At 73.8% G+C, this 24,195-nt stretch carries 20 protein-coding genes; 9 read left to right on the forward strand and 11 right to left on the reverse strand.

From position 1 onward, the window contains the following. Nucleotides 1–7: 7 nt before the first annotated feature. Both ppgK and map read right to left on the reverse strand, forming a co-directional pair. Entirely contained in the window at nucleotides 8–811 is an 804-nt protein-coding gene (ppgK, locus tag ACZCLJ_RS01555) for a polyphosphate--glucose phosphotransferase (protein WP_251151521.1), read from the reverse strand. Then, nucleotides 808–1,722, reverse strand: coding sequence for a type I methionyl aminopeptidase (gene map / locus ACZCLJ_RS01560; RefSeq protein ID WP_463105235.1), 915 nt, complete (start codon nucleotides 1,720–1,722; stop codon nucleotides 808–810). The genes ppgK and map overlap by 4 nt, the downstream gene beginning before the upstream one ends. Before the next feature lie 64 nt (nucleotides 1,723–1,786). On the opposite strand from map, the gene ACZCLJ_RS01565 reads away from it, so the two are divergent. Both ACZCLJ_RS01565 and ACZCLJ_RS01570 read left to right on the forward strand, forming a co-directional pair. Then, nucleotides 1,787–2,008, forward strand: a complete 222-nt coding sequence (locus tag ACZCLJ_RS01565) for an SPOR domain-containing protein (protein WP_251151519.1) — start codon at nucleotides 1,787–1,789, stop codon at nucleotides 2,006–2,008. Beyond that, a complete protein-coding gene (locus ACZCLJ_RS01570; RefSeq protein ID WP_463105236.1) occupies nucleotides 2,005–2,925 on the forward strand; it encodes an N-acetylmuramoyl-L-alanine amidase in 921 nt (306 codons plus the stop codon). The genes ACZCLJ_RS01565 and ACZCLJ_RS01570 overlap by 4 nt, the downstream gene beginning before the upstream one ends. Before the next feature lie 66 nt (nucleotides 2,926–2,991). Here ACZCLJ_RS01570 and panB read toward each other — a convergent pair whose 3' ends face one another. Further along, nucleotides 2,992–3,840 carry a 3-methyl-2-oxobutanoate hydroxymethyltransferase gene (panB, locus tag ACZCLJ_RS01575; RefSeq protein WP_463105237.1) on the reverse strand — a complete coding sequence of 283 codons (849 nt, stop codon included), beginning with the start codon at nucleotides 3,838–3,840 and terminating at the stop codon, nucleotides 2,992–2,994. A 55-nt stretch (nucleotides 3,841–3,895) separates the two neighbouring features. After that, nucleotides 3,896–5,602 carry an NAD+ synthase gene (locus ACZCLJ_RS01580; RefSeq protein ID WP_463105238.1) on the reverse strand — a complete coding sequence of 569 codons (1,707 nt, stop codon included), beginning with the start codon at nucleotides 5,600–5,602 and terminating at the stop codon, nucleotides 3,896–3,898. A gap of 127 nt (nucleotides 5,603–5,729) precedes the next feature. Here ACZCLJ_RS01580 and ACZCLJ_RS01585 point away from each other — a divergent pair, with 127 nt between their 5' ends. From ACZCLJ_RS01585 to ACZCLJ_RS01595, 3 genes are read left to right on the forward strand one after another with little or no spacing between them, the layout of a single operon-like run. Then, on the forward strand, nucleotides 5,730–7,067 hold the full coding sequence (locus tag ACZCLJ_RS01585; RefSeq protein WP_251151515.1) for a glutamine synthetase family protein: 1,338 nt from the start codon (nucleotides 5,730–5,732) through the stop codon (nucleotides 7,065–7,067). Next, nucleotides 7,064–10,222, forward strand: coding sequence for a bifunctional [glutamine synthetase] adenylyltransferase/[glutamine synthetase]-adenylyl-L-tyrosine phosphorylase (locus ACZCLJ_RS01590; RefSeq protein WP_463105239.1), 3,159 nt, complete (start codon nucleotides 7,064–7,066; stop codon nucleotides 10,220–10,222). The genes ACZCLJ_RS01585 and ACZCLJ_RS01590 overlap by 4 nt, the downstream gene beginning before the upstream one ends. Nucleotides 10,223–10,224: 2 nt before the next feature. After that, nucleotides 10,225–10,614, forward strand: a complete 390-nt coding sequence (locus ACZCLJ_RS01595) for a hypothetical protein (protein WP_463105240.1) — start codon at nucleotides 10,225–10,227, stop codon at nucleotides 10,612–10,614. A 24-nt stretch (nucleotides 10,615–10,638) separates the two neighbouring features. Here ACZCLJ_RS01595 and ACZCLJ_RS01600 read toward each other — a convergent pair whose 3' ends face one another. After that, entirely contained in the window at nucleotides 10,639–11,280 is a 642-nt protein-coding gene (locus ACZCLJ_RS01600) for an NADPH-dependent F420 reductase (protein WP_463106335.1), read from the reverse strand. Between the two features lie 90 nt (nucleotides 11,281–11,370). Between ACZCLJ_RS01600 and ACZCLJ_RS01605 the strand changes: the two genes are divergently transcribed. Continuing rightward, nucleotides 11,371–12,966 (forward strand): SLC13 family permease, encoded by a 1,596-nt coding sequence (locus ACZCLJ_RS01605; RefSeq protein ID WP_463105241.1) that lies wholly within the window; start codon nucleotides 11,371–11,373, stop codon nucleotides 12,964–12,966. 124 nt (nucleotides 12,967–13,090) lie between these two features. Continuing rightward, on the forward strand, nucleotides 13,091–14,764 hold the full coding sequence (locus tag ACZCLJ_RS01610) for a flavin-containing monooxygenase (RefSeq protein WP_463105242.1): 1,674 nt from the start codon (nucleotides 13,091–13,093) through the stop codon (nucleotides 14,762–14,764). Nucleotides 14,765–14,875: 111 nt separating this feature from the next. Here ACZCLJ_RS01610 and glnA read toward each other — a convergent pair whose 3' ends face one another. After that, nucleotides 14,876–16,300, reverse strand: coding sequence for a type I glutamate--ammonia ligase (glnA, locus tag ACZCLJ_RS01615; protein ID WP_251151510.1), 1,425 nt, complete (start codon nucleotides 16,298–16,300; stop codon nucleotides 14,876–14,878). A gap of 255 nt (nucleotides 16,301–16,555) precedes the next feature. On the opposite strand from glnA, the gene ACZCLJ_RS01620 reads away from it, so the two are divergent. Beyond that, nucleotides 16,556–17,032, forward strand: coding sequence for an RDD family protein (locus tag ACZCLJ_RS01620; RefSeq protein WP_463105243.1), 477 nt, complete (start codon nucleotides 16,556–16,558; stop codon nucleotides 17,030–17,032). Nucleotides 17,033–17,178: 146 nt separating this feature from the next. Here ACZCLJ_RS01620 and ACZCLJ_RS01625 read toward each other — a convergent pair whose 3' ends face one another. From ACZCLJ_RS01625 to ACZCLJ_RS01645, 5 genes are all read right to left on the reverse strand, one after another. After that, entirely contained in the window at nucleotides 17,179–17,922 is a 744-nt protein-coding gene (locus ACZCLJ_RS01625; protein WP_463105244.1) for a DUF4191 domain-containing protein, read from the reverse strand. Nucleotides 17,923–17,933: 11 nt separating this feature from the next. Then, nucleotides 17,934–18,944, reverse strand: coding sequence for a lipoyl synthase (lipA, locus tag ACZCLJ_RS01630; RefSeq protein ID WP_251151507.1), 1,011 nt, complete (start codon nucleotides 18,942–18,944; stop codon nucleotides 17,934–17,936). 107 nt (nucleotides 18,945–19,051) lie between these two features. Continuing rightward, nucleotides 19,052–20,449: an MFS transporter gene (locus tag ACZCLJ_RS01635; RefSeq protein WP_463105245.1), complete on the reverse strand. Its 1,398-nt coding sequence runs from the start codon at nucleotides 20,447–20,449 to the stop codon at nucleotides 19,052–19,054. Nucleotides 20,450–20,542: 93 nt separating this feature from the next. Continuing rightward, complete coding sequence (gene lipB, locus ACZCLJ_RS01640; RefSeq protein ID WP_463105246.1) at nucleotides 20,543–21,244, reverse strand: lipoyl(octanoyl) transferase LipB; 702 nt, start codon at nucleotides 21,242–21,244, stop codon at nucleotides 20,543–20,545. A gap of 9 nt (nucleotides 21,245–21,253) precedes the next feature. Beyond that, nucleotides 21,254–21,811, reverse strand: coding sequence for a MarR family winged helix-turn-helix transcriptional regulator (locus ACZCLJ_RS01645; RefSeq protein WP_251151504.1), 558 nt, complete (start codon nucleotides 21,809–21,811; stop codon nucleotides 21,254–21,256). Between the two features lie 37 nt (nucleotides 21,812–21,848). Here ACZCLJ_RS01645 and ACZCLJ_RS01650 point away from each other — a divergent pair, with 37 nt between their 5' ends. Further along, complete coding sequence (locus ACZCLJ_RS01650) at nucleotides 21,849–24,188, forward strand: MMPL family transporter (protein ID WP_463105247.1); 2,340 nt, start codon at nucleotides 21,849–21,851, stop codon at nucleotides 24,186–24,188. The last annotated feature ends 7 nt before the right edge of the window (nucleotides 24,189–24,195 follow it).

Consider the following 24,195-nt stretch of genomic DNA (forward strand, 5'->3'; position numbering starts at 1 on the left):
CGAGGCGTCAGGCAGACCGTGCGGTACGACGCGCGTCCTCGGCGGCGAGCGACGCGGCACCCACGATCCCGGCGGCGTTGCGCAGCTGGGCCGGCACGATGGGGGCGCGCAGGTGCAGGTGCGGCAGGAAGTGCTCGTGCTTCTTGCTCACTCCGCCGCCGACGACGATGAGGTCGGGCGAGAACAGGTCCTCGACCACGCCGAAGTAGCGCTGGAGCCGCTCGGCCCACTGCTCCCAGCTCAGGTCCTCACGGTCGCGGGCCGCGTCCGACGCCTTCGTCTCTGCGTCGTGCCCGTCGATCTCGAGGTGGCCCAGCTCGGTGTTGGGCAGCAGGTGGCCCTCGACGACGATCGCGCTGCCGATCCCGGTGCCCAGCGTGGCGACGAGCACCACGCCGTCGGCGTCGCGCGCCGCGCCGTACCGCACCTCGCCGATGCCTGCGGCGTCGGCGTCGTTGACCGCGACGACGTGGCGCCCCGTCTCGCGGTGCAGCAGCGCGGGCAGGTCCACGCCCGTCCACGACTTGTCGAGGTTGGCGATGAACCGGACGATCCCGTGCTGCAGCGGCGCGGGGAAGGCGACACCGACGGGGACCTCGGCCGGGAGGTCGTACTCGTCGACGAGCCGGGCGATCACCTCGGCGACGGCCTGCGGCGTGGAGGGCTGCGGCGTCGGGATGCGGTGGCGCTCCTGGGCGAACTCGCCCGTGGCGAGGTCGACGGGCGCGCCCTTGATGCCGCTGCCGCCGACGTCGATGCCGAAGGCGAGCCCGGTCGGGCCGGAGGGGTGGGAGGACGTGTGCGCGTTCATGGGAGTGTCAGGATCTCCGCTCCGTCGTCGGTCACCAGCAGCGTGTGCTCGAACTGAGCCGTGCGCGAGGTGTCTGCGGTGACTACCGTCCACCCGTCGTCCCACATCCGCCACTCGGACGTGCCGAGCGTGAGCATCGGCTCGACGGTGAACACCATCCCGGGTTCGATCACGGTGTCGTGCAGGGGAGCGGCGTCGTAGTGGGGGATCACGAGGCCCGAGTGGAACGCGCGACCCACGCCGTGACCCGTGTACTCGCGCACGACCCCGTACCCGAACCGGGCCGCGTACCGCTCGATGACACGGCCGACCACGTTGACCGCGCGACCGGGTGCGACGGCCTTGATCCCGCGCGCGAGCGCCTCGCGCGTGCGCTCGACGAGCAGCGTGGACTCCTCGTCGACCGTCCCGACGCCGAACGTCGCGTTCGTGTCTCCGTGCACGCCGCCGAGGAACGCCGTGACGTCGACGTTGACGATGTCGCCGTCGACGAGCTCGGTCGAGTCGGGGATGCCGTGGCACACGACCTCGTTGACCGACGTGCACAGCGACTTCGGGAAGCCGCGGTAGCCGAGCGTCGACGGGTAGGCCCCGTGGTCGAGGAGGAACTCGTGCCCCACGCGGTCGAGCTCGTCCGTCGTGATGCCGGGCGCGACGTGGCGCCCCACCTCGGCCAGCGCCTGCGCCGCGACGCGCGACGCGACCCGGATGCGCTCGATCGTCTCCGGGTCGTTGACCTCGCTGCCGGTGAAGGGCTGCGGGCCGGGGCGGCCGACGTACTCGGGGCGCGGGATCGAGGTCGGGACGGCGCGTCGTGCACCGATCCTCCCGGGGGCGAGGGGACCGCGCCGCACGGGCGCCGCGACCGGTGGTGCGGTGCCCGCGTCGGAGGAGGGTGTGGTCGAGGGCATGACCGCAGTCTACGAAGTCGGCGGGCGGGTGCGCCGCGCCCCGGACCTGGGGGAGGATCGGGGGATGAGCACCGGACCTGTCGCCGACGACGGCGAGACCCCCACGACCGAGGACCAGTACTACTACGACACCGGGACCGGCGAGGTCCAGCGGGGCCGCGGCAGCTCGTGGTCGCACCGCATGGGCCCGTACCCGACGCGTGAGGCGGCGCAGAAGGCTCTGGAGACCGCACGGCAGCGGTCGGAGGCCTGGGACGAGGAAGACCGCCGCGAGCACGGCGAGTGACGCACGCCCCTCCGCCGGGACCGTGGCGCGCCCGGTGGGGCAGCCTCGGCCTGCTCCTCGCGGGCCTGGCCGTCGGGGCGCTGACGCTTCTCGTCGCGCTGCAGGTCCGTGCCGGTCCTGGGGGCGGTCCGACGACGCTCGCGCCGTCGGGCGCCGCGCTCGCCGCCTCGCCGTCCCCGGACGCGACGACCGCGACCCCGGAGCCGACGGTCACGGCCGAGACCGCGCCTCCGCCGCCGCTCGCCGGGCTCACGGTCGCCGTCGACCCCGGGCACAACGGCGGGAACGGTGCGAACCCGCTGACGGTCAACGCGCCCGTCGACGACGGACGCGGCGGCACCAAGGCGTGCAACACCGTCGGCGCGTCGACCGACGCCGGCTACCCCGAGCACGCGTTCACATGGGACGTGAGCGGCCGGCTCGCGGCGCGTCTCACCGAGCTCGGCGCGATCGTGGTCCTCACCCGGTCGGACGACGCGGGGGTCGGGCCGTGCGTCGACGCCCGCGGGCGGTTCCCGCAGGAGCACGACGCCGACGTGCTCGTGTCGGTGCACGCCAACGGCACGGAGGACCGCAGCGCGCACGGGTTCTTCGCGATCGTGTCGGAACCCCCGGTGCACGACGCGCAGGGTGCACCGAGCGTCGCGCTCGCGCGCGAGCTGGTGGCGGCTCTCGGGGCGGCCGGGTTCGCGCCGTCGTCGTCGGTCGCGGGCGACGACGGCCCGATCCAGCGGCGCGACGACCTCGCGACCCTCAACCACGCCGAGCGTCCCGCGGTGATGCTGGAGCTCGGCGAGATGCGCAACGCGGAGGAGGCCGCCGTGATGGCCTCGGAGGACGGTCGCCAGCGCTACGCAGACGCCCTCGCGACGGGGCTCGAGGCGTGGGCGGCGGACCGCACGGCCGACGACGGGTAGGAGGCCTCCCGGCTCGCGACGGCCGCCCGGCCGCCGTCAGGGCGGGCGGGCGGCGGCGAACGGGCGTCAGCGGGCGAAGCTGTGGGCGTCGTCGGGGAACGTCCCGCCGCGCACGTCGGCGGCGTAGTCGGCGGCGGCCTGGCCGAGCGCCGCGCCGATCTCCGCGTACCGCTTCGCGAACCGCGGCGACCAGTCGGTCATGCCCGCCATGTCCGTCCACACCAGGACCTGGCCGTCGCACGCGGCGCCGGCGCCGATGCCGATCGTCGGGATGCGCAGGATCTCGGTGATGCGCGCGGCGACCTCGACGGGGACCATCTCGAGCACGATCGCGACCGCCCCGGCCTCGGCGACGGCGAGCGCGTCCTCGCTGAGCCGCTCGGCGGCGTCGTCCCCGCGACCCTGCACCCGCGGCCCGCCGAGCAGGTTCTCCGACTGGGGCGTGTAGCCGAGATGGCCCACGACGGGCATCCCCGCGTCGGTGAGCGCACGGATCTGGGCCGCGATGCGGCGACCGCCCTCGAGCTTGACCGCGCTCACGCCCGCCTCCTTGAAGAAGCGCACACCCGTCGCGAGCGCCTGCTCCGGGCCGGCCTCGTACGACCCGAACGGCAGGTCGACGACGGTGAACGCGCGCCGCGCGGCGCCCGCGACGGCGCGCGCGGGCGGGATCAGGTCGTCGACGGTGACGGGCAGCGTCGTGGCGTGCCCGTGCATCGTGTTGCCGATCGAGTCGCCGACGAGCAGCACGTCGATCCCCGCGTCGTCGAAGATCCGCGCGGTCACGGCGTCGTACGCGGTGAGCATCGTGATCCTCTCGCCGCGCGACTTCGCCTCGGCGAGGTGGTGCACGCGGACGCGACGCGGCCCCGTCCCGCCGGTCGCGGCGGGGTCGGGGGTGGTGTGAGCGGACATGGACGACCTTCCTCAGACGGGTTCTGGCAGGCGACCGGCGGGGATGCCGCGACGGTCAGTCGAGCGGCTCGCGCCAGCGGTTGGTGATGGGCAGACGGCGGTCGCGGCCGAACGCGAGGGCCGTCACCTTCGGGCCCGGCGGGTACTGCCGGCGCTTCCACTCGGCGCGGTCGACGAGCGTGACGACCTTGTCGACGACCTCCGGGTCGAAGCCGCGCGCGAGCAGCTCGGCACGGCCCTCGGCGTGCTCGATGTACGCGTCGAGCACCTCGTCGAGCAGGTCGTACGGCGGCAGGGAGTCCTGGTCGGTCTGCCCGGGCCGCAGCTCGGCCGAGGGCGGCTTGGTGATCGACGACTCAGGGATGGGCGGGATCTCACCCGCGTCGAGCGCGGCGTCGTTCCGCCAGCGCGCGAGCCGCCACACGCGCGACTTGTCGACGTCCTTGAGGGGCGCGAAGCCACCGATGCTGCCCGCGTCGTAGATCGTCGCGTAGCCGGTCGCGAGCTCGGACTTGTTGCCGGGCGCGATGACGAGGTGCCCCTCGCGGTTGGAGATCGCCATGAGGACCACCCCGCGCACGCGGGCCTGGAGGTTCTCCTCGGCGACGCCCTCGAGCTCGAGCTCGCCCTGGAACGCCTCGACCATGGGCGCGATGGGCTGGACGCGGTAGTCGGCGCCGAGCCGCTTGGCGAGGTCGGCGGCGTCGTCCTTGCTGTGCTCGGACGAGTAGCGCGACGGCAGGGACACCCCGACGACGTTCTCCCCGCCGATCGCGTCCGCCGCGATCGTCGCCGTGAGCGCGGAGTCGATGCCGCCCGAGACGCCGAGGACCACGGACCGGAAGCCGTTCTTGCGCACGTAGCCCGCGAGGCCCGTGACGCAGGCGCGGTAGACCTCCTCGTCGGGGTGCAACTCCGGGGCGCTCGGTCCTCGGGGGGCGCCGCCGCCGTCGGGCAGGTCCCACACGAGCAGGTCCTCGACGAACTGCGGCGAGCGCGCGACGACGGCGCCCGTCGCGTCGGTGACGAACGACCCGCCGTCGAACACGAGGTCGTCCTGCCCGCCGACGAGGTTGACGTAGGCGACCGGCGCGGTCACCTCGCGCGCGCGGCGCGCGGCGAGGTCGGTGCGCACGTGACCCTTGCCCTCCTCGAACGGGGAGCCGTTGAGCACGAGGAGGAGGTCGAGGCCGTTCCCCGCCTCGTCGAGAACCGCCATCTCGGCGACCGGGCCGCCGTCCTGCCAGATGTCCTCGCAGATCGCGACGCCCACGCGGCGGCCCTCGACCTCGACGACCGTCGTCGTGCGGCCCGGGGCGAAGATGCGGAACTCGTCGAACACGCCGTAGTTCGGGAGGTGGTGCTTGTCGTACGCGGCCTGCACGACGCCGTCGCGCAGCACGACGGCGCGGTTGGTCGGCAGGTCCGCGGGGCTGCCCGACGCCTCGCGCTCGGCGGCGCCGGCACCCCGGGGGCTGCCCGAGGTGCCCACGGTCCCCAGGACGACCGTGGTCGCGCCGAGCCCCTCGGCGGCGAGCCGTGCCGCGATGTCGGCCGCGGCCTCCCAGGCCGCGCGCCGGAACGACGCGCGCAGCGCGAGGTCCTCGATCGGGTAGCCGGTGAGGGTCATCTCGGGGAACGCCACGAGGGCGGCGCCGGCGGCCGCGGCCTCGCGGGTGCGCTCGAGGACCAGGGCGGCGTTGCCGTCGAGGTCCCCCACGCACGTGTCGACCTGTGCCAGCGCGACGCGCAGATCAGCCATGCGGCCAGCGTAGACGAGCGCGGCGCGCGCCTCGTCCGCGGCTGCCGGACGGCGTGCGGGGCACGCCACAGGTCCGCCACGCGGTCGTGTCACCCGTTCGTCACACGGATCAGGCAGGATGTACCGCATGGACAGGCAGCAGGAGTTCGTGCTCCGCACGGTCGAGGAGCGCGACATCCGCTTCATCCGGCTCTGGTTCACCGACGTGCTCGGCATGCTCAAGTCGGTGGCCGTGGCCCCGGCGGAGCTCGAGTCCGCGTTCGCCGAGGGCATCGGGTTCGACGGCAGCTCGATCGAGGGCCTCACGCGCGTGTACGAGGCCGACATGATCGCCAGGCCGGACCCGACGACGTTCCAGGTCCTCCCGTGGCGCGGCGAGCGGCACGGGACGGCGCGCATGTTCTGCGACATCCTCACGCCCGACGGCGAGCCGTCCCTCGCGGACAGCCGGAACGTCCTCAAGCGGGCGCTCGCGAGGGCGAGCGACAAGGGCTTCACGTTCTACACGCACCCCGAGGTCGAGTTCTACCTCTTCAACCAGCCGGCCGACGCCGAGTCGCCGCTCGTCCCGGTCGACCAGGGCGGCTACTTCGACCACCTCGCGCGGGGGTCGACGCACGACTTCCGCCGCGCCGCGATCACGATGCTCGAGTCCATGGGCATCTCGGTGGAGTTCTCCCACCACGAGGCCGGCCCGGGCCAGAACGAGATCGACCTGCGCTACGCCGACGCCCTGACCACCGCGGACAACCTCATGACGTTCCGCACGGTCGTCAAGGAGGTGGCGCTCGAGCAGGGCGTGTTCGCGTCGTTCATGCCGAAGCCGATGGCCGATCAGCCCGGGTCGGGCATGCACACGCACCTGTCGCTCTTCGAGGGCGACCGCAACGCGTTCCACGAGCCCGGCGCCCAGTTCGAGCTGTCCAAGACGGCGCGCCAGTTCATCGCGGGCCTGCTCGTGCACGCCGCGGAGATCACCGCGATCACCAACCAGTACGTCAACTCGTACAAGCGCCTGTGGGGCGGTGCCGAGGCGCCGAGCTACGTGTGCTGGGGCCACAACAACCGGTCCGCGCTCGTGCGCGTCCCCATGTACAAGCCCGGCAAGGGCAACTCGAGCCGCGTGGAGTACCGCGCGCTCGACTCGGCCACGAACCCGTACCTCGCGTTCGCCGTCATGCTCGCCGCCGGGCTCAAGGGCATCGAGGAGGGCTACGACCTGCCCGAGGCCACCGAGGACGACGTGTGGGAGCTCACGGACGCCGAGCGTCGCGCGCTCGGCATCAAGCCGCTGCCGCAGTCGCTCGACGCCGCGATCCAGATCATGGAGAGCTCCGAGCTGGTCGCCGAGACCCTGGGCGAGCACGTCTTCGACTTCGTGCTGCGCAACAAGCGCCAGGAGTGGGACGCGTACCGCGCGCAGGTCACGCCGTTCGAGCTGAAGCGGTTCCTCCAGGTCCTGTGAGCAGCCCCACGACGGGGTCGGGCGGGTCGCGCCGGCCGACGCTCACCGGTCGCCTGGCTCGCGTCGGGTTCGCCGACATCACGCGGTCGGCGAGCCTGCTCGCCGACCCGGACCTCGCGCTCCTGCTCGACGGCGGCGTGCGGCACGCCGGCGACGCCTCGCCGTCGGGTGCCGGACGCGTCGACGGACCGGGTGACGGACCGGGTGACGACGTCCTCGCGGCGTTCGGGGAGTCCGCCGACCCGGATCTCGCGCTGCTGCAGGTCGTACGGCTCGCCGGGGCGCTGGGCCCCGAGGTCGAGCGGCGGGGGCCGCTCGCGGACCTCGCGCGTCGGTGTCTCGAGCCCGGCGAGGCGCGGGACCGCCTGCTCGCCGTGCTCGGCGCCTCGGTCGCGCTCGGGGACGACGTCGTGCGTCGCCCCGCGCTGCTCGAGGTCGTCGCGGACCCGAACCCCGGGACGGGCGTCGACGCGCGGGAGGTGCGCGCGGAGCTCCTGCGCGCCGTCGGCGCGGACCCGGACGCCGCGGTACCCGTCGCCGACGAGCGCGGGCCGGCGTGTGTCGACGCGCTGCGCCGTGCGTACCGCGCGCGGCTCCTGCGGATCGCGGCGACGGACCTGACCGTGCCCGACCCGCTCACCCGCATGCCCGCCGTCGGCGCGGCGCTCGCGGACCTCGCGGCCGCGGCGCTCGACGGCGCGCTCGCGATCGCCCGCGCGGAGCTCGACGACCGCGGCGCCGGCGTACGCCTCGCGGTGATCGGCATGGGCAAGTGCGGCGCGCGCGAGCTCAACTACATCTCCGACGTGGACGTGATCTACGTCGTCGAGCCCACCGACGGGCACGACGAGGCCTACGCCACGAGCGTCGGGGCGCGGCTCGCGACGGGCCTGGCACGCGTGTGCTGGGGGACGTCCGGCGAGCCGCCCCTGTGGCAGGTCGACGCCGCGCTGCGCCCCGAGGGCAAGCAGGGGCCGCTCGTGCGCACCCTCGCGAGCCACGTCGCGTACTACGAGCGCTGGGCGAAGACGTGGGAGTTCCAGGCGCTCCTCAAGGCCCGCACGGTCGCGGGGGACCGGGACCTGGGTCGTGCGTACGAGGAGGCGATCTCGCCGTTCGTGTGGTCGGCCGCGGGTCGCGAGAACTTCGTCGAGGACTCCCAGGCGATGCGCCGCCGCGTCGAGGACCACGTGCCCGCGGCGGAGGCCGACCGCCAGCTCAAGCTCGGCAAGGGCGGCCTGCGCGACGTCGAGTTCACCGTCCAGCTCCTCCAGCTCGTGCACGGGCGCGCCGACGAGGCGATCCACAGCCGGTCGACGCTCACCGCTCTCGCCGAGCTCGCCGCGGGCGGGTACGTGGGTCGCGACCACGCGGCCCGGCTCGGCGTCTGCTACCGGTTCCTGCGCGCCCTCGAGCACCGCATCCAGCTGTTCCGGCTCAAGCGGACGCACCTCGTCCCGACGTCGGCCGACGAGCTGCGCCGGCTCGCGCGCTCGCTCGGCCTGCGCGGAGAGGGCGCCGACGGGCTCACGGAGCGCTGGCGCTCGACGCGCCGCGAGGTGCGCTCGCTGCACGAGGAGCTCTTCTACCGCCCGCTGCTCCCGGCGACCGCGCAGCTCTCGCCGGACGAGGTGAGCCTCGCCCCGGAGGCCGCCAAGGCCCGCTTCGCGGCGATCGGCTACCGCGACCCCGTCGGCGCGATGCGCCACGTGCTCGCGCTCACCGAGGGCGTGAGCCGGCGCGCGGCGATCCAGCGCCAACTGCTGCCCGTGATGCTCGGCTGGTTCGCCGAGGGCGCCGACCCGGACGCCGGTCTGCTCGCGTTCCGGACCCTCTCGGAGACGCTCGGCACGACCCACTGGTACCTCAAGCTCCTGCGCGACTCCGGCTCGGCGGCCCGACGGCTCGCCCACCTGCTCTCCAGCTCGCGGTACCTGGCCGACGCGCTCGCGCGCTCGCCCGAGTCGGTGCGCTGGCTCGCCGCCGACGCCGACCTCACCCCGCGGGGCGCCGGACGGCTCGCCGCGGAGACCGACGCGATCCTCACGCGCGCGGACGAGGTCGAGCCGGCGACGGTGAGCCTGCGGGCCGTGCGTCGGCGCGAGCTCTCGCGCACCGGGGCGGCGGAGCTGCTCGGCCTCGTGGACCCCGTGCACGCGGCGCGGAGCATCTCGGACGCTGCCGACGTCGTGCTGGTCGGGGCGCTGCGGGTCGCGGAGTTCGTCGCGCGCGACGAGCTCGGCCACGACGCCCAGGACCCGGGTTCGGCCCCCGCCCGCGTGCTCGTCGTGGCGATGGGTCGCCTGGGCGGTCGTGAGATGGGCTACGGCTCGGACGCGGACGTCATGTTCGTGCACGACCCGGTGCCGGGCGCCGAGGAGCGCGACGCCCAGGCGTACGCGCTCGCCGTGGCGACGCGCCTGCGCCAGCTCCTGTCCGCCGTCGGGCCGGAACCGGCCCTGCCCGTCGACGCGGACCTGCGCCCCGAGGGGCGCAACGGCCCGCTCGTGCGCTCTCTCGCGTCGTACGCGGAGTACTACGAGCGGTGGTCGAGCGTGTGGGAGGCGCAGGCGCTCCTGCGCGCGCGACCCGTCGCGGGCGACGTCGCCGGGCTCGGCGCGGAGTTCGTGGGCGTCGTCGACCGCCGTCGCTACCCGGCGGGCGGTCTCGACCCGGCCGAGGTGCGCGAGGTCCGGCGGATCAAGGCGCGCGTCGAGTCGGAACGGCTGCCGCGCGGGGTCGAGGCGTCACGCCACCTCAAGCTCGGGCGCGGGGGAGTGGCCGACGTCGAGTGGACCGTCCAGCTCCTGCAGCTCCAGCACGCGCACGACGTCCCCGGACTGCGGACGACGTCGACCGTCGACGCGCTCGACGCGGCCGTGGAGGCCGGGCTCGTCGACGCCGACGACGCCGCCGTGCTCGGCGAGGCGTGGCACCTCGCGTCGCGCCTGCGCAGCGCGCTCGTGCTGTGGTCCGGCCGCACGACCGGGACGACCGTCGACGTGCTGCCGCACGACCGCTTCGCCCTCACGGGCCTCGCGCGCGTGCTCGACCTCCCGGACGTCGGCACCGGCGCGGAGCTCGAGGAGCACTACCTGCGCACCGCACGGCGCGCGCGGTCGGTCATGGAACGCGTCTTCTACGGCGAGGACTGACCGTGGCCCGGCGCGACGAGCCGCCCGTCCCGGGTCTGCTCGACCGGCGCGAGCCCCGGGTGCTCGGCGATTCTTGCGACCGCCGCGCGGCGCCCGAGCGCGGCCGCCGGCCGGCCGGGTCGTTCTACGGCTCGCGCCTGCGCTGGGCAGGGTGGATCGCCTGGGCGCTCGCAGCGTTCGCGGTCGTGCTGACCGTCGCGTGGCAGCGCCCCGAGCCCCTCGCCGCCGCGGTGCTGTGGGGCCTGTGCGGCGTCGGCTGCCGACGGTCAGCGCGCCTTGTGGAGGGTCCGCTCGGACCGGCCCGCGCGTTCGCGCTCCTCGGCCTCGTGGTCGCGCTCCTCGTGCTGCTGATCGTGGGCGCGGGCCTCGTCGCCCGGGGCGAGCGCGTGTGAGGCACCCGCCCCGGGACGGGCACGTCAGAGGGTGCGGGGCGCGCGGTCGAGGTTCGCGCGCAGCTCGTCGGCGTCCTGGCGTGCGACGTACGCCGGACGGTCGCGCTCGACGCGCCACGACTCCACGAGCGGGCTCGTGTCGACGGCATCGAACCCCAGCTCGTCGTAGAACCGCACGACCCAGGCGGCGGCCTCGGGGAAGTCGCTCGCGGTCGCCAGCGCGCGGCGTCCCGGGGTGCCCGCGGGGGTCCCGTCGGTCGTGATGTCCGTCGACCGGATGTGGTTGAACGCCTTGGCCACCTTCGACCCGGCCAGGTGCTCCTGGAGCAGGCCCGACGACGTGACCTCACCCCGGTCGAGGGCCTCGACGTGCCCGTCGCGCTCCCAGTAGTAGTTGTTCGTGTCGAGGACGATCTTGCCGTCGAGCGGCTCGGCGGGGACGTCGCGGTACGCCCCGAAGGGCACCGCTACGACGGCGACGTCCGCGGCGCGCGCCGCCTCCTCGGCGGTCGCCGCCCGTGCTCGCGGACCCAGCTCGGCGACGAGGCCGTCGAGCGTCCGGGGGTCCCGCGAGTTCGCGATGACCACGTCGTAGCCGTGGGCGATCGCCGCCCGGGCGACCTGTGAGCCGATGTTGCCTGCGCCGATGATGCCGAGAGTCGTCATGGTCATCGACAACGCACCGGCGCGCCCGCTATTCCGGCGACCTCCCGGGCGGGGCGCCGTGTGGCATCCTGGCGTCCCAGGGGGGTGCCCATGATCGATCCGCTGGTCGCGACGTTCGTCATCCTGGCGCTCGCGGTCGTGGGCTTCATGACCAACCGGGTGCCGCTCGTCGTCGTCGCGCTGTTCGTCCCCGTGGCGCTGTGGGCGACGGGGGTGCTCCCGCTCGACGCGGTGCTGGCGGGCTTCAGTGACCCGATCGTGCTGTTCATCGCGTCGCTGTTCGTGCTCAGCGAGGCGCTGGACGCCACGGGGATCACCGCGTGGATCGGGCAGTGGCTCGAACGGCGCGCGTCCCTCGGCCGTGCCGGGCTGCTCGCGCTGATGGTCGGGGTCGCGGCGCTCCTCGCCGCGGTCATCAGCATCAACGGCGCGGTCGCGGCACTCCTCCCGGTCGCGGTCGTCGCGGCGGCGCGGGCCGGCATCGTCCCGTCGCGCATGCTCGTCCCGCTCGCGTTCGCCGCCGGCGCGGGATCGTTGCTGACGCTGACCGGCACGCCCGTGAACATCATCGTCTCCGAGGCGGCGGCCGAGGCGGGCGGCCGGGAGTTCGGCTACTTCGAATTCGCCCTGGTGGGGATCCCTCTCGTGCTCGCCACGGCCGTGCTCGTCGTGACGCTCGGGGACCGGCTGCTCCCCGAGCGCGTCCCCGAGCACCTCGCCGACACGGCGACCGACCCGCGCGAGCGGGTGCGCTCGTGGCGGGAGAGCTACACCGCCGACCTGGAGACGGGGCGGCTGTTCACCGGCGGCACGGGGGTCGTCGAGGTGCTCATCGCGCCGCGCTCGACCCTGGTCGGGCGGACCGTCAGCCCCGGCATGACGACGCGGGACGAAGGCCTCGTCGTCGTCGCGCTCCGCCGCGGCGAGGGCCGGTCGACGGGCCCGGACACCGACACCCCCTCGGGAGCCATGACCCTCGAGCCCGGCGACGCCGTGCTCGTCCGCGGTCCCTGGGACGCCCTGCACCGCTACACGCAGTCGCCCGACGTCATCGCCGTCGACTCGTCCCGCAGCCTGCAGCGGGGAGTCCCTCTGGGTCGCGGCTGGCGCCGCTGCCTCGCGGTGCTCGTCGTGACGATCGTGCTGCTGGCGACCGGCGTCGTCCCGCCGGTGATCGCCGGCCTGCTCGCGGCGATGGCCCTGGTGCTCACCAAGGTCGTCACCGTCCCCCAAGGATTTCGAGCGATCTCGTGGGACACCGTCGTCCTGATCGCGGCGCTCATCCCGCTGTCGGCGGCCTTCGTCTCCTCGGGGGCGGCCGATGCGATCGCCGGGCTCGTGCTCGGACTCCTCGGAGACGGCTCCCCGCGCCTCGCGCTCCTCGTGGTGTGCGTCCTCACGATCGTGCTCGGTCAGTTCATCTCGAACGTCGCGACGGTGCTCGTGATGGCCCCTGTCGCGGTGTCGTTCGCGCAGACGCTCGGCGTGAGCCCGCAGCCGTTCATGATGGCGCTCACCGTCGCCGGGGCGGCGGCGTTCCTCACCCCGATCGCCACGCCGGTCAACCTCATGGTCCTGCAACCGGGTGGCTACCGGTTCGGCGACTACTGGCGTCTCGGCCTGCCCCTCGCGCTGGTGTTCCTCGCCGCCGCGGTCCTGTACGTCCCGCTCGTCTGGCCGTTCTGACCGCGGCAGTCGCCGGGGAGGGTGGATTCACCCTGGCACGGCGACCGCGCACGTGGGACGGTGTACCGCGTCGCCCGTGCTCCTGCCCGCGGCGCCCTGCCAGACCGGACACGGGGAGTCGTTCATGCAGACCACGGGCGGTGACGGCGAGACGTACGACGTCCTCGTGATCGGGGCGGGCTACTCGGGGCTGGCGATGCTCCACCACCTGCGGGAGATCGGGTTCTCGGTCCTCGTGGTGGACGGTGCCGAGGGGATCGGCGGCACGTGGTGGGCGAACCGCTACCCGGGCGTGCGCACCGACTCGGAGTACGACTCCTACGCGTTCTCGTTCTCCACCGCGGTGCGCGACGAGTGGGAGTGGACCGAGCGGTACCCGCGGGGCGAGGAGATCCGCGCCTACCTCGAGTTCGTCGCCGACCGGCTCGACCTGCGCCGGGACGTCCGGCTGAGCACCTGGGTCGAGCGTGCGGAGCACTCCGACACGACCAACCTGTGGACGCTGACGCTCGCGGACGGCTCCCGGCTGCGGGCGACCTACCTCGTGTCGGCGACCGGCCTTCTCTCGCGCCCGGTGCTCCCGGCCGTCCCCGGGCTGGAGACGTTCGCCGGGCCGGCGCACCACACCGCTCGCTGGCCGCACGACGGCGTGGACCTGAACGGCAAGCGCGTGGGGATGATCGGCGTCGGGGCGTCCGGCATCCAGATGCTGCCGGAGCTCGCCGCACAGGCCGCGCACGTCACGGTCTTCCAGCGCACCCCCAACTACGTCCTCGAGTCGACGAGCCCCGCTGTCACGCCGGAAGAGCTCACCTGGCTGCGCGAGAACTACGACACGGTCTTCGAGCGTGCTGCCCGGCACCCGTTCGGGGTGCCGATGGACTTCCCGCCGCACTCCGCGCTGGAGGTGGACGACGACGAGCGGCGGCGTGTGTTCGAGTCCAAGTGGCAGGCGGGGGGCTTCCACTTCGCGATGGAGTGCTTCACGGACCTCATGACGAGCCCGGAGGCCAGCGCGCTCGCGTCCGAGTTCATCCGCGGCAAGATCCGGGAGATCGTCATCGACCCGCGCACGGCGGCGGTGCTGAGTCCCACGACGTACACCTTCATGGGCAAGCGACCGCCCACGGGCCACGGCTACTACGACGCGTACAACCGCGAGAACGTCGAGCTCGTCGACGTGCTCGCGTCGCCGATCACGCAGGTCACGCCGCGCGGCGTGGTCGTCGACGGTGTCGAGCACGAGGTCGACGTGCTCGTGCTCGCGACCGGTTTCGACGCCATGACCGGGGCGCTGACGGCGATCGACGTCGTCGGGCGCGAGGGGATCACGCTGCGGGAGCGGTGGGAGCGCGACGGGCTGCGGACCTACCTCGGGATCGCCGTCCACGGGTTCCCGAACTTCTTCATGTCGGTCGGCCCGCAGACCCCCCTGTCCAACCTGCCGGTCCCGGTCCAGCTCGGGGCGCAGTGGCTGCAGCGCGCGCTGTCGTTCGCGCGGGAGAACGGGGTGGACCGGCTCGAGGCGACGCGCGCGGCGGAGGACTGGTGGCGCGTGGAGACCGAGCGCGCCGGGCACGCGACGGTGATGTACGCGGAGGGCCGCAAGGCGGGCGCGTGGTTCCTCGGGGGCAACGTGCCCGGGAAGCGTGAGGAGATGGCCGTGTACCTCGGCGGCGGGCAGGTCTACCAGGACCTGTGCGCCGAGGTCGAGGCGGAGGGCTACGCAGGCCTGCGCCCGGGTGCGGGCCTGCCCTCGGCCCACACGCCGGCCGGTGAGTCGCCGCAGGTCGCCTGACGCGCGCTGCACCTCCCTGACCACCCGGTGTCCAGGCTGCGACGGCGCCCGGACGCGGGAGAGCCCCGGAGTCCGAGGGACTCCGGGGCTCTCGCGACGAACGACGACGACTCAGATGTCGTAGTAGAGCTCGAACTCGTGCGGGTGCGGGCGCAGACGGATCGGGTCGATCTCGTTGGTGCGCTTGTAGTCGATCCACGTCTGGATGAGGTCCGGCGTGAACACGTCGCCCTGCGTGAGGAACTCGTGGTCGGCCTCGAGGTTGTCCAGCGCCTCGGCGAGCGAGCCGGGGACCTGCGCGATCTGCGCGTGCTCCTCGGGCGGCAGCTCGTAGAGGTCCTTGTCGATCGGCTCCGGCGGCTCGATGCGGTTCTTGATGCCGTCGATGCCGGCGAGCAGCTGGGCGGCGAACGCGAGGTACGGGTTGGCCGACGGGTCCGGCACGCGGAACTCGACGCGCTTCGCGCCGGCCGACGAGCCGGTGACCGGGATGCGGATGCACGCGGAGCGGTTGCGGGCCGAGTAGACCAGGTTGACGGGCGCCTCGTAGCCCGGGACCAGGCGGTGGTAGGAGTTCACCGACGGGTTCGTGAACGCGAGGAGCGACGGCGCGTGCTTGAGCAGGCCGCCGATGTACCAGCGCGCGATGTCCGACAGGCCGCCGTAGCCCTTCTCGTCGAAGAACAGCGGCTTGCCGTCCTTCCACAGGGACTGGTGCGAGTGCATGCCCGAGCCGTTGTCGCCGAAGATCGGCTTCGGCATGAAGGTGACGGACTTGCCGGCCTCGAAGCCCACGTTGCGGATGACGTACTTGAACTTCATCAGGTCGTCGGCCGCGTGGAGCAGCGTGTTGAAGCGGTAGTTGATCTCCTGCTGGCCGGCGGTGCCGACCTCGTGGTGCGCGCGCTCGACCTCGAGGCCCACGCCCTCCAGCGAGGCGACCATGTCGTCGCGCAGGTCGGCGAAGCGGTCCGACGGGGAGACGGGGAAGTAGCCGCCCTTGTAGCGCGTCTTGTACGCGAGGTTGCCACCCTCCTCCTCGCGGCCCGTGTTCCACGCCGCCTCGATCGAGTCGAGGTAGTAGAAGCTCGAGTGCTGGTTCGTCGCGAAGCGGGCCTCGTCGAAGACGTAGAACTCGGCCTCGGGGGCGAAGAACGCGGTGTCGGCGATGCCGGTGGAGCGCAGGTACGCCTCCGCCTTCGCCGCGATGTTGCGCGGGTCGCGGGAGTACGGCTCACCCGTGAACGGGTCGACGATGGAGAAGTTCACGACGAGCGTCTTGCGCTTGCGGAACGGGTCCACGAACGCGGTCTTGACGTCCGGCACGAGCTTCATGTCCGACTCGTGGATCGCCTGGAAGCCGCGGATCGAGGATCCGTCGAACATCAGGCCGTCCTCGAACGCCGCCTCGTCGAACTGCGAGACGGGGATGTTGAAGTGCTGCATGATGCCGGGCAGGTCGCAGAACCGGACGTCGACGAACTCGACGCCCTCGTTCCGCGTGAAGGCGATTGCCTCCTCCGCGTTGTTGAACATCCGTTGCTCCTTGATCGGTGGTGCCGTCGGGCCGCGCGGCAGAGCCGCTGACGTGGCGCCCACGAACCTAGGCCGCGGCGGTTTCCCCGCCGTGTACCCATTGTTTCGGGCGTGTTACGTCCTGCGTCCCTGTGTGACGGTCGTGCTACACGAGGGCGCGAACGACCCGTGCGGGTCGCGCGCCGTGACGCACAGTACCGTCGTGCGCCGGACGGATGTCGTGGGTGTCCACGACCGGGCACGTACCCTGGAGCCGTGGTTTCACGCGAGGACATGGGTTCGTGGCTCGAGGGCACCCCCGGGGGCCGGGAGGAAGGGCGTGGTGCCCGGCTCGGGCTCCCTCCCGAGGGCCCGGGCTCGCTCGCGACGGTCGGACGGCGCGTCGTCGCGCTCGTGATCGACTGGACGCTCGCGACCCTCGTCGCCTACCTGTTCTTCCGGCCGACAGCGCCCGGGTTCCTCGAGGGGATCTCCGCCCTGCCCGTGTGGTCGCAGCCGCTCGTGTTCGCCATCGAGAACGTGCTGCTCGTCAGCACGCTCGGCTTCACCGTCGGTCACCGGCTCCTCGGCATGCGCGTGCACCGGCTCGCGGCCCCCACGCGCATGGTCGGCGTGGGGCGCGCGCTCCTGCGCACCGCGCTCCTGCTGCTCGTCATCCCCGCGGTCGTCTGGGACTCCGACGGGCGGGGTCTGCACGACCGTGCCGCCGGCACGGTGCTCGTCCGCACCTGAGGACCGGGGTACTACCTCGCGCGACCGGGGTACTACCTCGCGTGATCGGAGTACTGCCTCGCGCGGCCGGGCGGGACGACGACGCCCGGCCGGTGAGGAGGTGCTCCTCGCCTGCCGGGCGTCGTCGTGCAGCTGTGGAGGGACAGTCAGCGGCCCTTCATGCCCTTGCGGTCGGGCCGGGCCCGCGTCGGGTCGATGCCCTTCGGGATCGGCAGCCTGGCGGCGCCGAGGGCACGCAGGCGCTTGGAGACCTGCGCCGTCTCGGGCTTGGTGAGGGTCGGCTTGAGCTTCTGCACGGTGCGGGGGAGCTTCTGCAGAGCGACCTGGCCCTCGTCGTCGCCGACCTGGATCGTCGTCACCGGGACGTTCGGCAGGACGCGCGCCACGCGCTTGCGCTCGCTCTCGAGGAGCCGGGTCGCGCGGTGCGCCGGACCCTCGCTGACGAGCACGACGCCCGCGCGCCCGACGCCGCGGAACACGAGGTCCTGCGTGCGGGGGTCGATCGTGACGGGCTCCTCGTCGAAGGTCCAGCCGCGGCGGATCGTGCCGAGCGCAGCGCGCGCCGCGCCCGGCTGGCCCTCGATCTGGCTGTAGGCGGCGCGCTCCGCGCGCCGGGTGAGCACGAACATCGCCCCGAGCAGCCCGAACGGGATGCCGACGATGAGCGTGTAGACCCACTGGCCCCACCACAGGCCGATGCCGACGGCGACCGCCAGGACGCCGACGAACACGCCGAGCATGATCCACGTGACCGCGGGGTCCTGCTTGCGCGTCATCTGGTACGCGGCCCACACCTGGTGGTACCAGCGCTGCTTCTTGGGCTTCTTCTGCTTGCCGACCTGCTCGCCGGCCGCGGGCGCGCCGGTGGCGTCGGAGTTCTTGCGGGCCATGGTCCCTCAGTCTAGTGCTGTGCGCGGGCGAGGAGGCTCGCGGCCTCCTGGCGCGACGTGGTGGGCTCGGCGAGGTGCGCGAGCGCCGTCGGGATCTCCATGCCGCGCCGCGTCATGGCCTGCCCCCACAGGCGCCCCGCGCGGTACGACGAGCGCACGAGCGGCCCCGACATGACGCCGAGGAACCCGATCTCCTCGGCCGCGTCGGAGAGCTCGACGAACTCCTCGGGCTTGACCCACCGGTCGACCGGGTGGTGGCGCAGCGACGGGCGCAGGTACTGCGTGATGGTGACGAGGTCGCACCCCGCGTCGTGCAGGTCCTGCAGGGCGTCCTTCGCCTCGTCGATCGTCTCGCCCATGCCGAGGATGATGTTGGACTTCGTCACGAGTCCGGCCTCGCGCGCTCGTGTCAGCACCGAGAGCGATCGCTCGTACCGGAAGCCGGGCCGGATCTGCTTGAAGATGCGCGGCACGGTCTCGAGGTTGTGGGCCAGCACCTCGGGACGGGAGCCGTTGACCTCGTCGAGCAGCTCGGGGATCGCGTTGAAGTCCGGGATGAGTAGCTCGACGCCCGTGCCCGGGTTGAGGGCGTGGATCTGGCGGACGGTCTCCGCGTAGAGCCAGGCGCCGCCGTCGGGCAGGTCGTCGCGGGCCACACCCGTGATGGTGGAGTAGCGCAGGCCCATCGCCTGCACGGACTCCGCGACGCGGCGCGGCTCGTCGGCGTCGAAGTCCGCGGGCTTGCCCGTGTCGATCTGGCAGAAGTCGCAGCGTCGCGTGCACTGGTCGCCACCGATGAGGAACGTCGCCTCGCGGTCCTCCCAGCACTCGAAGATGTTGGGACAGCCCGCCTCTTCGCAGACCGTGTGCAGCCCTTCGCGCTTGACCAGTCCCTTGAGCTCGGAGTACTCGGGGCCCATCGTCGCGCGGGTCTTGATCCACTCGGGCTTCTTCTCGATCGGCGTCGCGGCGTTGCGGGCCTCGACCCGCAGCATGCGCCGGCCTTCTGGTGCGATCGTCACGGGTGTCTCCCGGTCGTCGTGGCGGGTGAGCGCCGGCGTCCGACCGCGAGCGGTCAGGAGGGCGCCTCGCCGGTGGGCGCGACGCCCGGTACGACGCCGGACTCAGGTCAGCGTACGGCAGCCGCCCTGCCCGCTCCCGTCCGGCGACCAGCACGTGGACGTGACGTCAGCGACATCCCGGACGCGAGCAGGAGCGTCGCCGCGACGACGGGGACGGCGAACGCCGCGGTCGTCGACGCCTGCTCCGCCAGCAGGCCCGCGCTCGTCGCTCCGACAGCCACCCCGACGACGTTCGCGCTCGCGACGAGCGTCATCGCCGCCGCGGTCCGGCCGGCGGGCGCACGCCGCCCGGCGACCGTGAAGACCGTGACCATGACGGGGCCGACGAACAGGCCGGCGACCGCGACCGCCGCGACGACGAGGGGGAGCGAGCCCGTGGACGCCGCCCCGAGGAGGGCGACGGCGCTGACCAGGAGCCCGCCCGAGAACGCGGTCCACCGCCCGGCCTGCGACCACCGGTCGGGGAGCGCGACGACCGAGAGCGCCGTGACGGCGGACCCGACGCCCAGCACCGCGTAGACGAGCCCGGCGAGGTCCGGCGAGCCCACGTCGCGCGTGAGGGCCGTGAGCGCCGCCTGCGTGCCGCCGAACACCAGCCCCATCGCGACCATGCCGACGACGGCGACCGCCTCGCGCCGTACGAGGCTCAGCGCCGCACGGGGCCCGGTCGGGCTCGAGCGGGTGGCCCGAGGTCGGTCGGCCTCGAGCGGGTCCGCGCTCGGTGCGTCCGGCGGGGCTGCGGCCGTGCGGCCGTGCGCCCCGGAGCCGGCGCGCGCCGTCGGGTGCAGCGCGAACGCCGTGCCGGCGGCGACGACGAGCGCGGCGGCGGCGAGCATCGCCGTCTGCGGCGAGCCGAGCGCCGCGAGCACGCCGACGAGCGCGGGGCCGAGCACGAAGCTCACCTCGTCGGCGGTGCTCTCGTAGCTCATCGCCGCCGACAGGGTGCGGGGCTCGTCGGGAGCCAGGGCGATCCAGCGCACGCGGGCGAGAGGACCGACCTGCGGCACCGACGCCCCGACGAGCGCCGCGGCGGCGAGGACGATCCCCACCGTGCCGGACGACCCGGCGCTCGCGGTGAGCAGGCCGAGCACGGCGAGGCCCGCGAGGGGCGCGCAGACCAGGACGACGCGGCGTTGCCCGACACGGTCGGCGAGCGCGCCCTGGGTGGGCCCGCCGACGGCGGTGCCGAGCGCCGTCGCGGCCGACGCGAGGCCGCCCTGGCCGACGGAGCCGGTGGTCTGCGTGACGAGCAGCAGCGTGCCGATCGTCAGCATGGAGAACGGCAGGCGCGCGAGGAAGGCGACGGGGAGGAACCAGGGGCCCGCGAGGCGCGGCAGGCGGGCGTAGGCGCCGGCCCGCGCGCGGGCGGAAGGCTGCTCGTCAGGCAGCGACGGCGCGGCTGCCGGAACGTGGGTGGGAGGGACGGGGGGTGCGGAGCGTGACATGCGGTGTCCAGGGTCGACGTGTCGCGCGCCGACCCACCCGAACTCCGGAGCGCAAGACTTCCCTGAGCGTCCAGGATAGCGCGGGGGCGAGCGCTACCCGCGGGTGAGCGCAGCGGCCCGCGTCGTGGTCGCGGCCGCGACCGGACCGGCGGCACCGGCCGTGGCAGCGCGCAGCGGGGCGAGCGCGGTCTCGAGCGCGAGGACGAGCGCGGGTGCGACGTCGGCGAGGGTGACGGTCCGGCCGAGCTCCGTGGTGAGCGAGGTCACGTCGGCGTCCTCGATGCCGCACGGCACGATCCGGTCGAAGCGTGCCAGGTCCGGGTCGCAGTTGAGCGCGAGGCCGTGCATCGTGACGCCGCGCGCGACCCGCACGCCGATCGCGCAGACCTTGCGCTCGCGCCGGGACGTGTCCGCGGCGAACCACACCCCGCTGCGGCCCTCGACGCGCAGGGTGGTGAGCCCCAGGTCCGTGCACACGGCCATGACGGCGTCCTCGAGCGCGCGGACGTACGCGACGACGTCGACCGGCTCGGCGAGCCGGACGACCGGGTAGACGACCTGCTGCCCGGGGCCGTGCCACGTGATCTTCCCGCCCCGGTCGACGTCCACGACGGGCGTCCCGTCGTCGGGCCGGTCGGTGCGGTTCGTGCGGCGACCGGCCGTGTACACGTCCGGGTGCTCCACGAGGATCAGGGTGTCCGCGCGCGCACCGGACGCCACGGCGTCGTGCACGGAACGCTGGAGCTCCCACGCCTCGTGGTAGTCCGTCCGGCCGGGCAGGGTGAGCACGTCCATCGGGCCAGGCTAGCCCTCGTCGCGCGGTGCGCGGGGAGCTGTGGGCAAGGTCTCCAGCATCGTCAGCAGCAGCTCCCGCAGCGCGGCGACCTGGTCGTCGTCGAGGCCGCGGGTCGCGAGGTCCTCGGCGGGGCGCCGACGCGCGGCCGTGAGACCGGCGGCACGACCGGTGTCCGTGATCGCGACGGCCCGACGGCGTCGGTCCTCCGGGTCGCCGGTCCGCGTGACGTAGCCCGAGCGTTCGAGGCGCGCGACGATGCGGCTCATCGTCTGCTCCGTCACGCCGGAGTCGGCGGCGAGCTCCCGCTGCGAGCGCGGGCCGCCCAGCAGGTGCATGAGCACGGGGAATCCGGCGTGGTTGAGGCCCCACTGCCCGAGGTGGGCGTTCCACGACCGCTCGATGCGTCGGGCCACGGCGAACAGGATCCGTCCCGTGGGCCAACCGGTCGGGTCGGAGGAGGCGGGATCGGCCTCGGCACCGGCGAACGAGGCGTCTGCGGACGTGGGGTCGACGAAGGCCGGATCGGCGTCCGACCCGTCGGCACGGCGCACGGCCGGTCTCTCCACGTGCATTCCTCCCTCCGCCATGGCACCATTCCTCAGCATGCTGAGCAACAGGACGAGCGGGATCCTCCGCGGGCTGATCATTGTCGCAGTCATCGGTGTGTGGATGGTGATCGGCGCGCTCGGTGGACAGGCGCAGGGACAGCTCAGCACCGTCCAGACCAACGACGCCGCCGCGTTCCTCCCCGCGAGCGCGGAGTCCACGCAGGCCGCGGAGCTCGCGGACGACTTCGTGGACACGGAGTCGCTCCCCGCCCTCGTCGTCGCCTCGACGGGGGACGGGTCGGCCCTGGACGGCGACGACCTCGCCGCGCTCGAGGCGTACGCCGCGGCGGTGCCCGACGCCGAGCTGGAGGGCACCACGGGCGACGAGCCGCGCACCGTCGCCGACGTGTCCACGGCGGACCCGGTCGTCGTCCCGTCCGAGGACGGCGAGGCCGCGCTCGTCGTGGTCTCGCTCGACGCCGCCGTCGCGTCCGACCGCGTCGGCGCGGACGAGGACAGCGTGAGCGAGCTCGCCGTCGGAGCGCTGCGCGACCTCGCCGCCGCCGACGCCGCGGAGGGCGGTCTCGCCGGCACCGACCTCGACGTCTACGTCACCGGACCGGCCGGGTTCGTCGCCGACCTCGTGACCGCGTTCGGCGGTATCGACACGGTCCTGCTGCTCGTCGCGCTCGGTGCCGTCCTGATCATCCTGGCGATCGTCTACCGCTCGCCCGTCCTGCCGTTCCTCGTGATCCTCACCGCGGTCCTCGCGCTGACGCTCGCGGGCCTCGTCGTCTACCACCTCGCCGCAGCGGACGTCCTCACGCTCAACGGGCAGTCCCAGGGGATCCTCTCGATCCTCGTCGTCGGCGCCGCGGTCGACTACTCGCTGCTCGTCGTGGCGCGGTACCGCGAGGAGCTGCGGCACGTGCGCTCGACCGTCACGGCGCTGCGCCGCGCGGTGCGCGCGTCGGTCGAGCCGATCGCCGCGAGCGCCGGCACCGTGATCGCCGGCCTGCTGTGCCTCCTGCTCTCCGACCTCGCCTCCAACCGCAGCCTCGGGCCCGTCGCGGCCATCGGCATCGCGGCGGCGTTCGTCGCCGCGCTCACCCTGCTGCCCGCGCTCCTCCTCGTCGCGGGCCAGCGCTCGCGCGGTCTGTTCTGGCCCCGCATGCCCCGCTTCGCCGGGGAGCACGCGCTGCCCGACGCAGCCGTCCCCGGGTCGGGCGAGGACGGCGCCCCGGCCGCGACGTCGTCCGAGGACGCCGTGAGCGTCGAGGGCCACGGGGTGTGGTCGCGCGTCGCGAGCTTCGTCGGGCGTCACGACCGGCCGGTCTGGATCGTGACCGCGCTCGTCCTCGCTGCGTGCGCCGCGTTCGTCCCCACGCTCGACGCGAGCGGGACCGGCGACTCCGAGGTGTTCCTCACGCAGGTGGACTCGGTCGACGGCGAGGAGGTGCTCACCGACCACTTCGAGGGGGTCTCCGCGCAGCCCGCGATCGTCGTCGCCCCCGAGGGCGACGTGCAGGCGGTCGTGGACGCCGCCGAGGCGACCGACGGCGTCGCCTCGGCGACCCCCGTGACCGACCAGCCCGCGCCCGCGCCGGGCGCGCCCGCCCAGGGCGACCCGCTCGTCGTCGACGGGCAGGTCCGGGTCGACGTGACGACGGACGCGCCGTCGGACAGCCAGGAGGCCGTCGAGACGGTGTCCGCGCTGCGTGACGCGGTGCACGACGTCGCGCCCGACGCCCTCGTCGGGGGAGCAGCGGCGGAGCGGCTCGACACGCAGCTCGCCGGGCAGCGCGACCTGCGCATCATCGTCCCCGTCGTGCTCGTCGTGATCCTGCTCATCCTCATCCTGCTCCTGCGCTCGGTCCTCGCTCCCGTGCTGCTCATGGCGGCGAACGTGCTGTCGTTCGGCGCCGCGCTCGGCGTCGCGGCCCTCGTGTTCAACCACGTGCTCGACTTCCCCGGGGCCGACCCGGCCGTGCCGCTCTACGCGTTCTGCTTCCTCGTCGCCCTCGGCGTGGACTACTCGATCTTCCTCATGACGCGCGTTCGCGAGGAGAGCCTCCGGGTCGGGACCCGGCGCGGAGTGCTGCGCGCGCTGGCGGTCACGGGGTCCGTCATCACCTCGGCCGGTGTGGTGCTCGCGACCACCTTCGCGGCGCTCGGGATCATCCCGCTGCTGTTCCTCGCCCAGCTCGCCTTCATCGTGGCGTTCGGCGTGCTCGTGGACACGCTGATCGTGCGCAGCCTGCTGGTGCCGGCGCTCGTGCACGACGTGGGGCGTCGCTCGTGGTGGCCGAGCGCGCTCGGACGGACCGACGGTGGCCCGCGCACGCCGGACGAGCCGGCCTCGTCGGTGGCGCCGGCGGGGAGCGCCGCGGGCTGAGAGCGGG

It is taken from the genome of Cellulosimicrobium sp. So1_17 (genome assembly GCF_055181235.1).

Bases quoted from the DNA above. Each gene is read 5' to 3' on its own strand.
- ppgK (WP_251151521.1), bottom strand. From the start codon at position 811: ATGAACGCGCACACGTCCTCCCACCCCTCCGGCCCGACCGGGCTCGCC.
- map (WP_463105235.1), bottom strand. From the start codon at position 1,722: ATGCCCTCGACCACACCCTCCTCCGACGCGGGCACCGCACCACCGGTC.
- ACZCLJ_RS01565 (WP_251151519.1), top strand. From the start codon at position 1,787: ATGAGCACCGGACCTGTCGCCGACGACGGCGAGACCCCCACGACCGAG.
- panB (WP_463105237.1), bottom strand. From the start codon at position 3,840: ATGTCCGCTCACACCACCCCCGACCCCGCCGCGACCGGCGGGACGGGG.
- ACZCLJ_RS01580 (WP_463105238.1), bottom strand. From the start codon at position 5,602: ATGGCTGATCTGCGCGTCGCGCTGGCACAGGTCGACACGTGCGTGGGG.
- ACZCLJ_RS01585 (WP_251151515.1), top strand. From the start codon at position 5,730: ATGGACAGGCAGCAGGAGTTCGTGCTCCGCACGGTCGAGGAGCGCGAC.
- ACZCLJ_RS01600 (WP_463106335.1), bottom strand. From the start codon at position 11,280: ATGACGACTCTCGGCATCATCGGCGCAGGCAACATCGGCTCACAGGTC.
- ACZCLJ_RS01605 (WP_463105241.1), top strand. From the start codon at position 11,371: ATGATCGATCCGCTGGTCGCGACGTTCGTCATCCTGGCGCTCGCGGTC.
- ACZCLJ_RS01610 (WP_463105242.1), top strand. From the start codon at position 13,091: ATGCAGACCACGGGCGGTGACGGCGAGACGTACGACGTCCTCGTGATC.
- glnA (WP_251151510.1), bottom strand. From the start codon at position 16,300: ATGTTCAACAACGCGGAGGAGGCAATCGCCTTCACGCGGAACGAGGGC.
- ACZCLJ_RS01625 (WP_463105244.1), bottom strand. From the start codon at position 17,922: ATGGCCCGCAAGAACTCCGACGCCACCGGCGCGCCCGCGGCCGGCGAG.
- ACZCLJ_RS01635 (WP_463105245.1), bottom strand. From the start codon at position 20,449: ATGTCACGCTCCGCACCCCCCGTCCCTCCCACCCACGTTCCGGCAGCC.
- lipB (WP_463105246.1), bottom strand. From the start codon at position 21,244: ATGGACGTGCTCACCCTGCCCGGCCGGACGGACTACCACGAGGCGTGG.
- ACZCLJ_RS01650 (WP_463105247.1), top strand. From the start codon at position 21,849: ATGCTGAGCAACAGGACGAGCGGGATCCTCCGCGGGCTGATCATTGTC.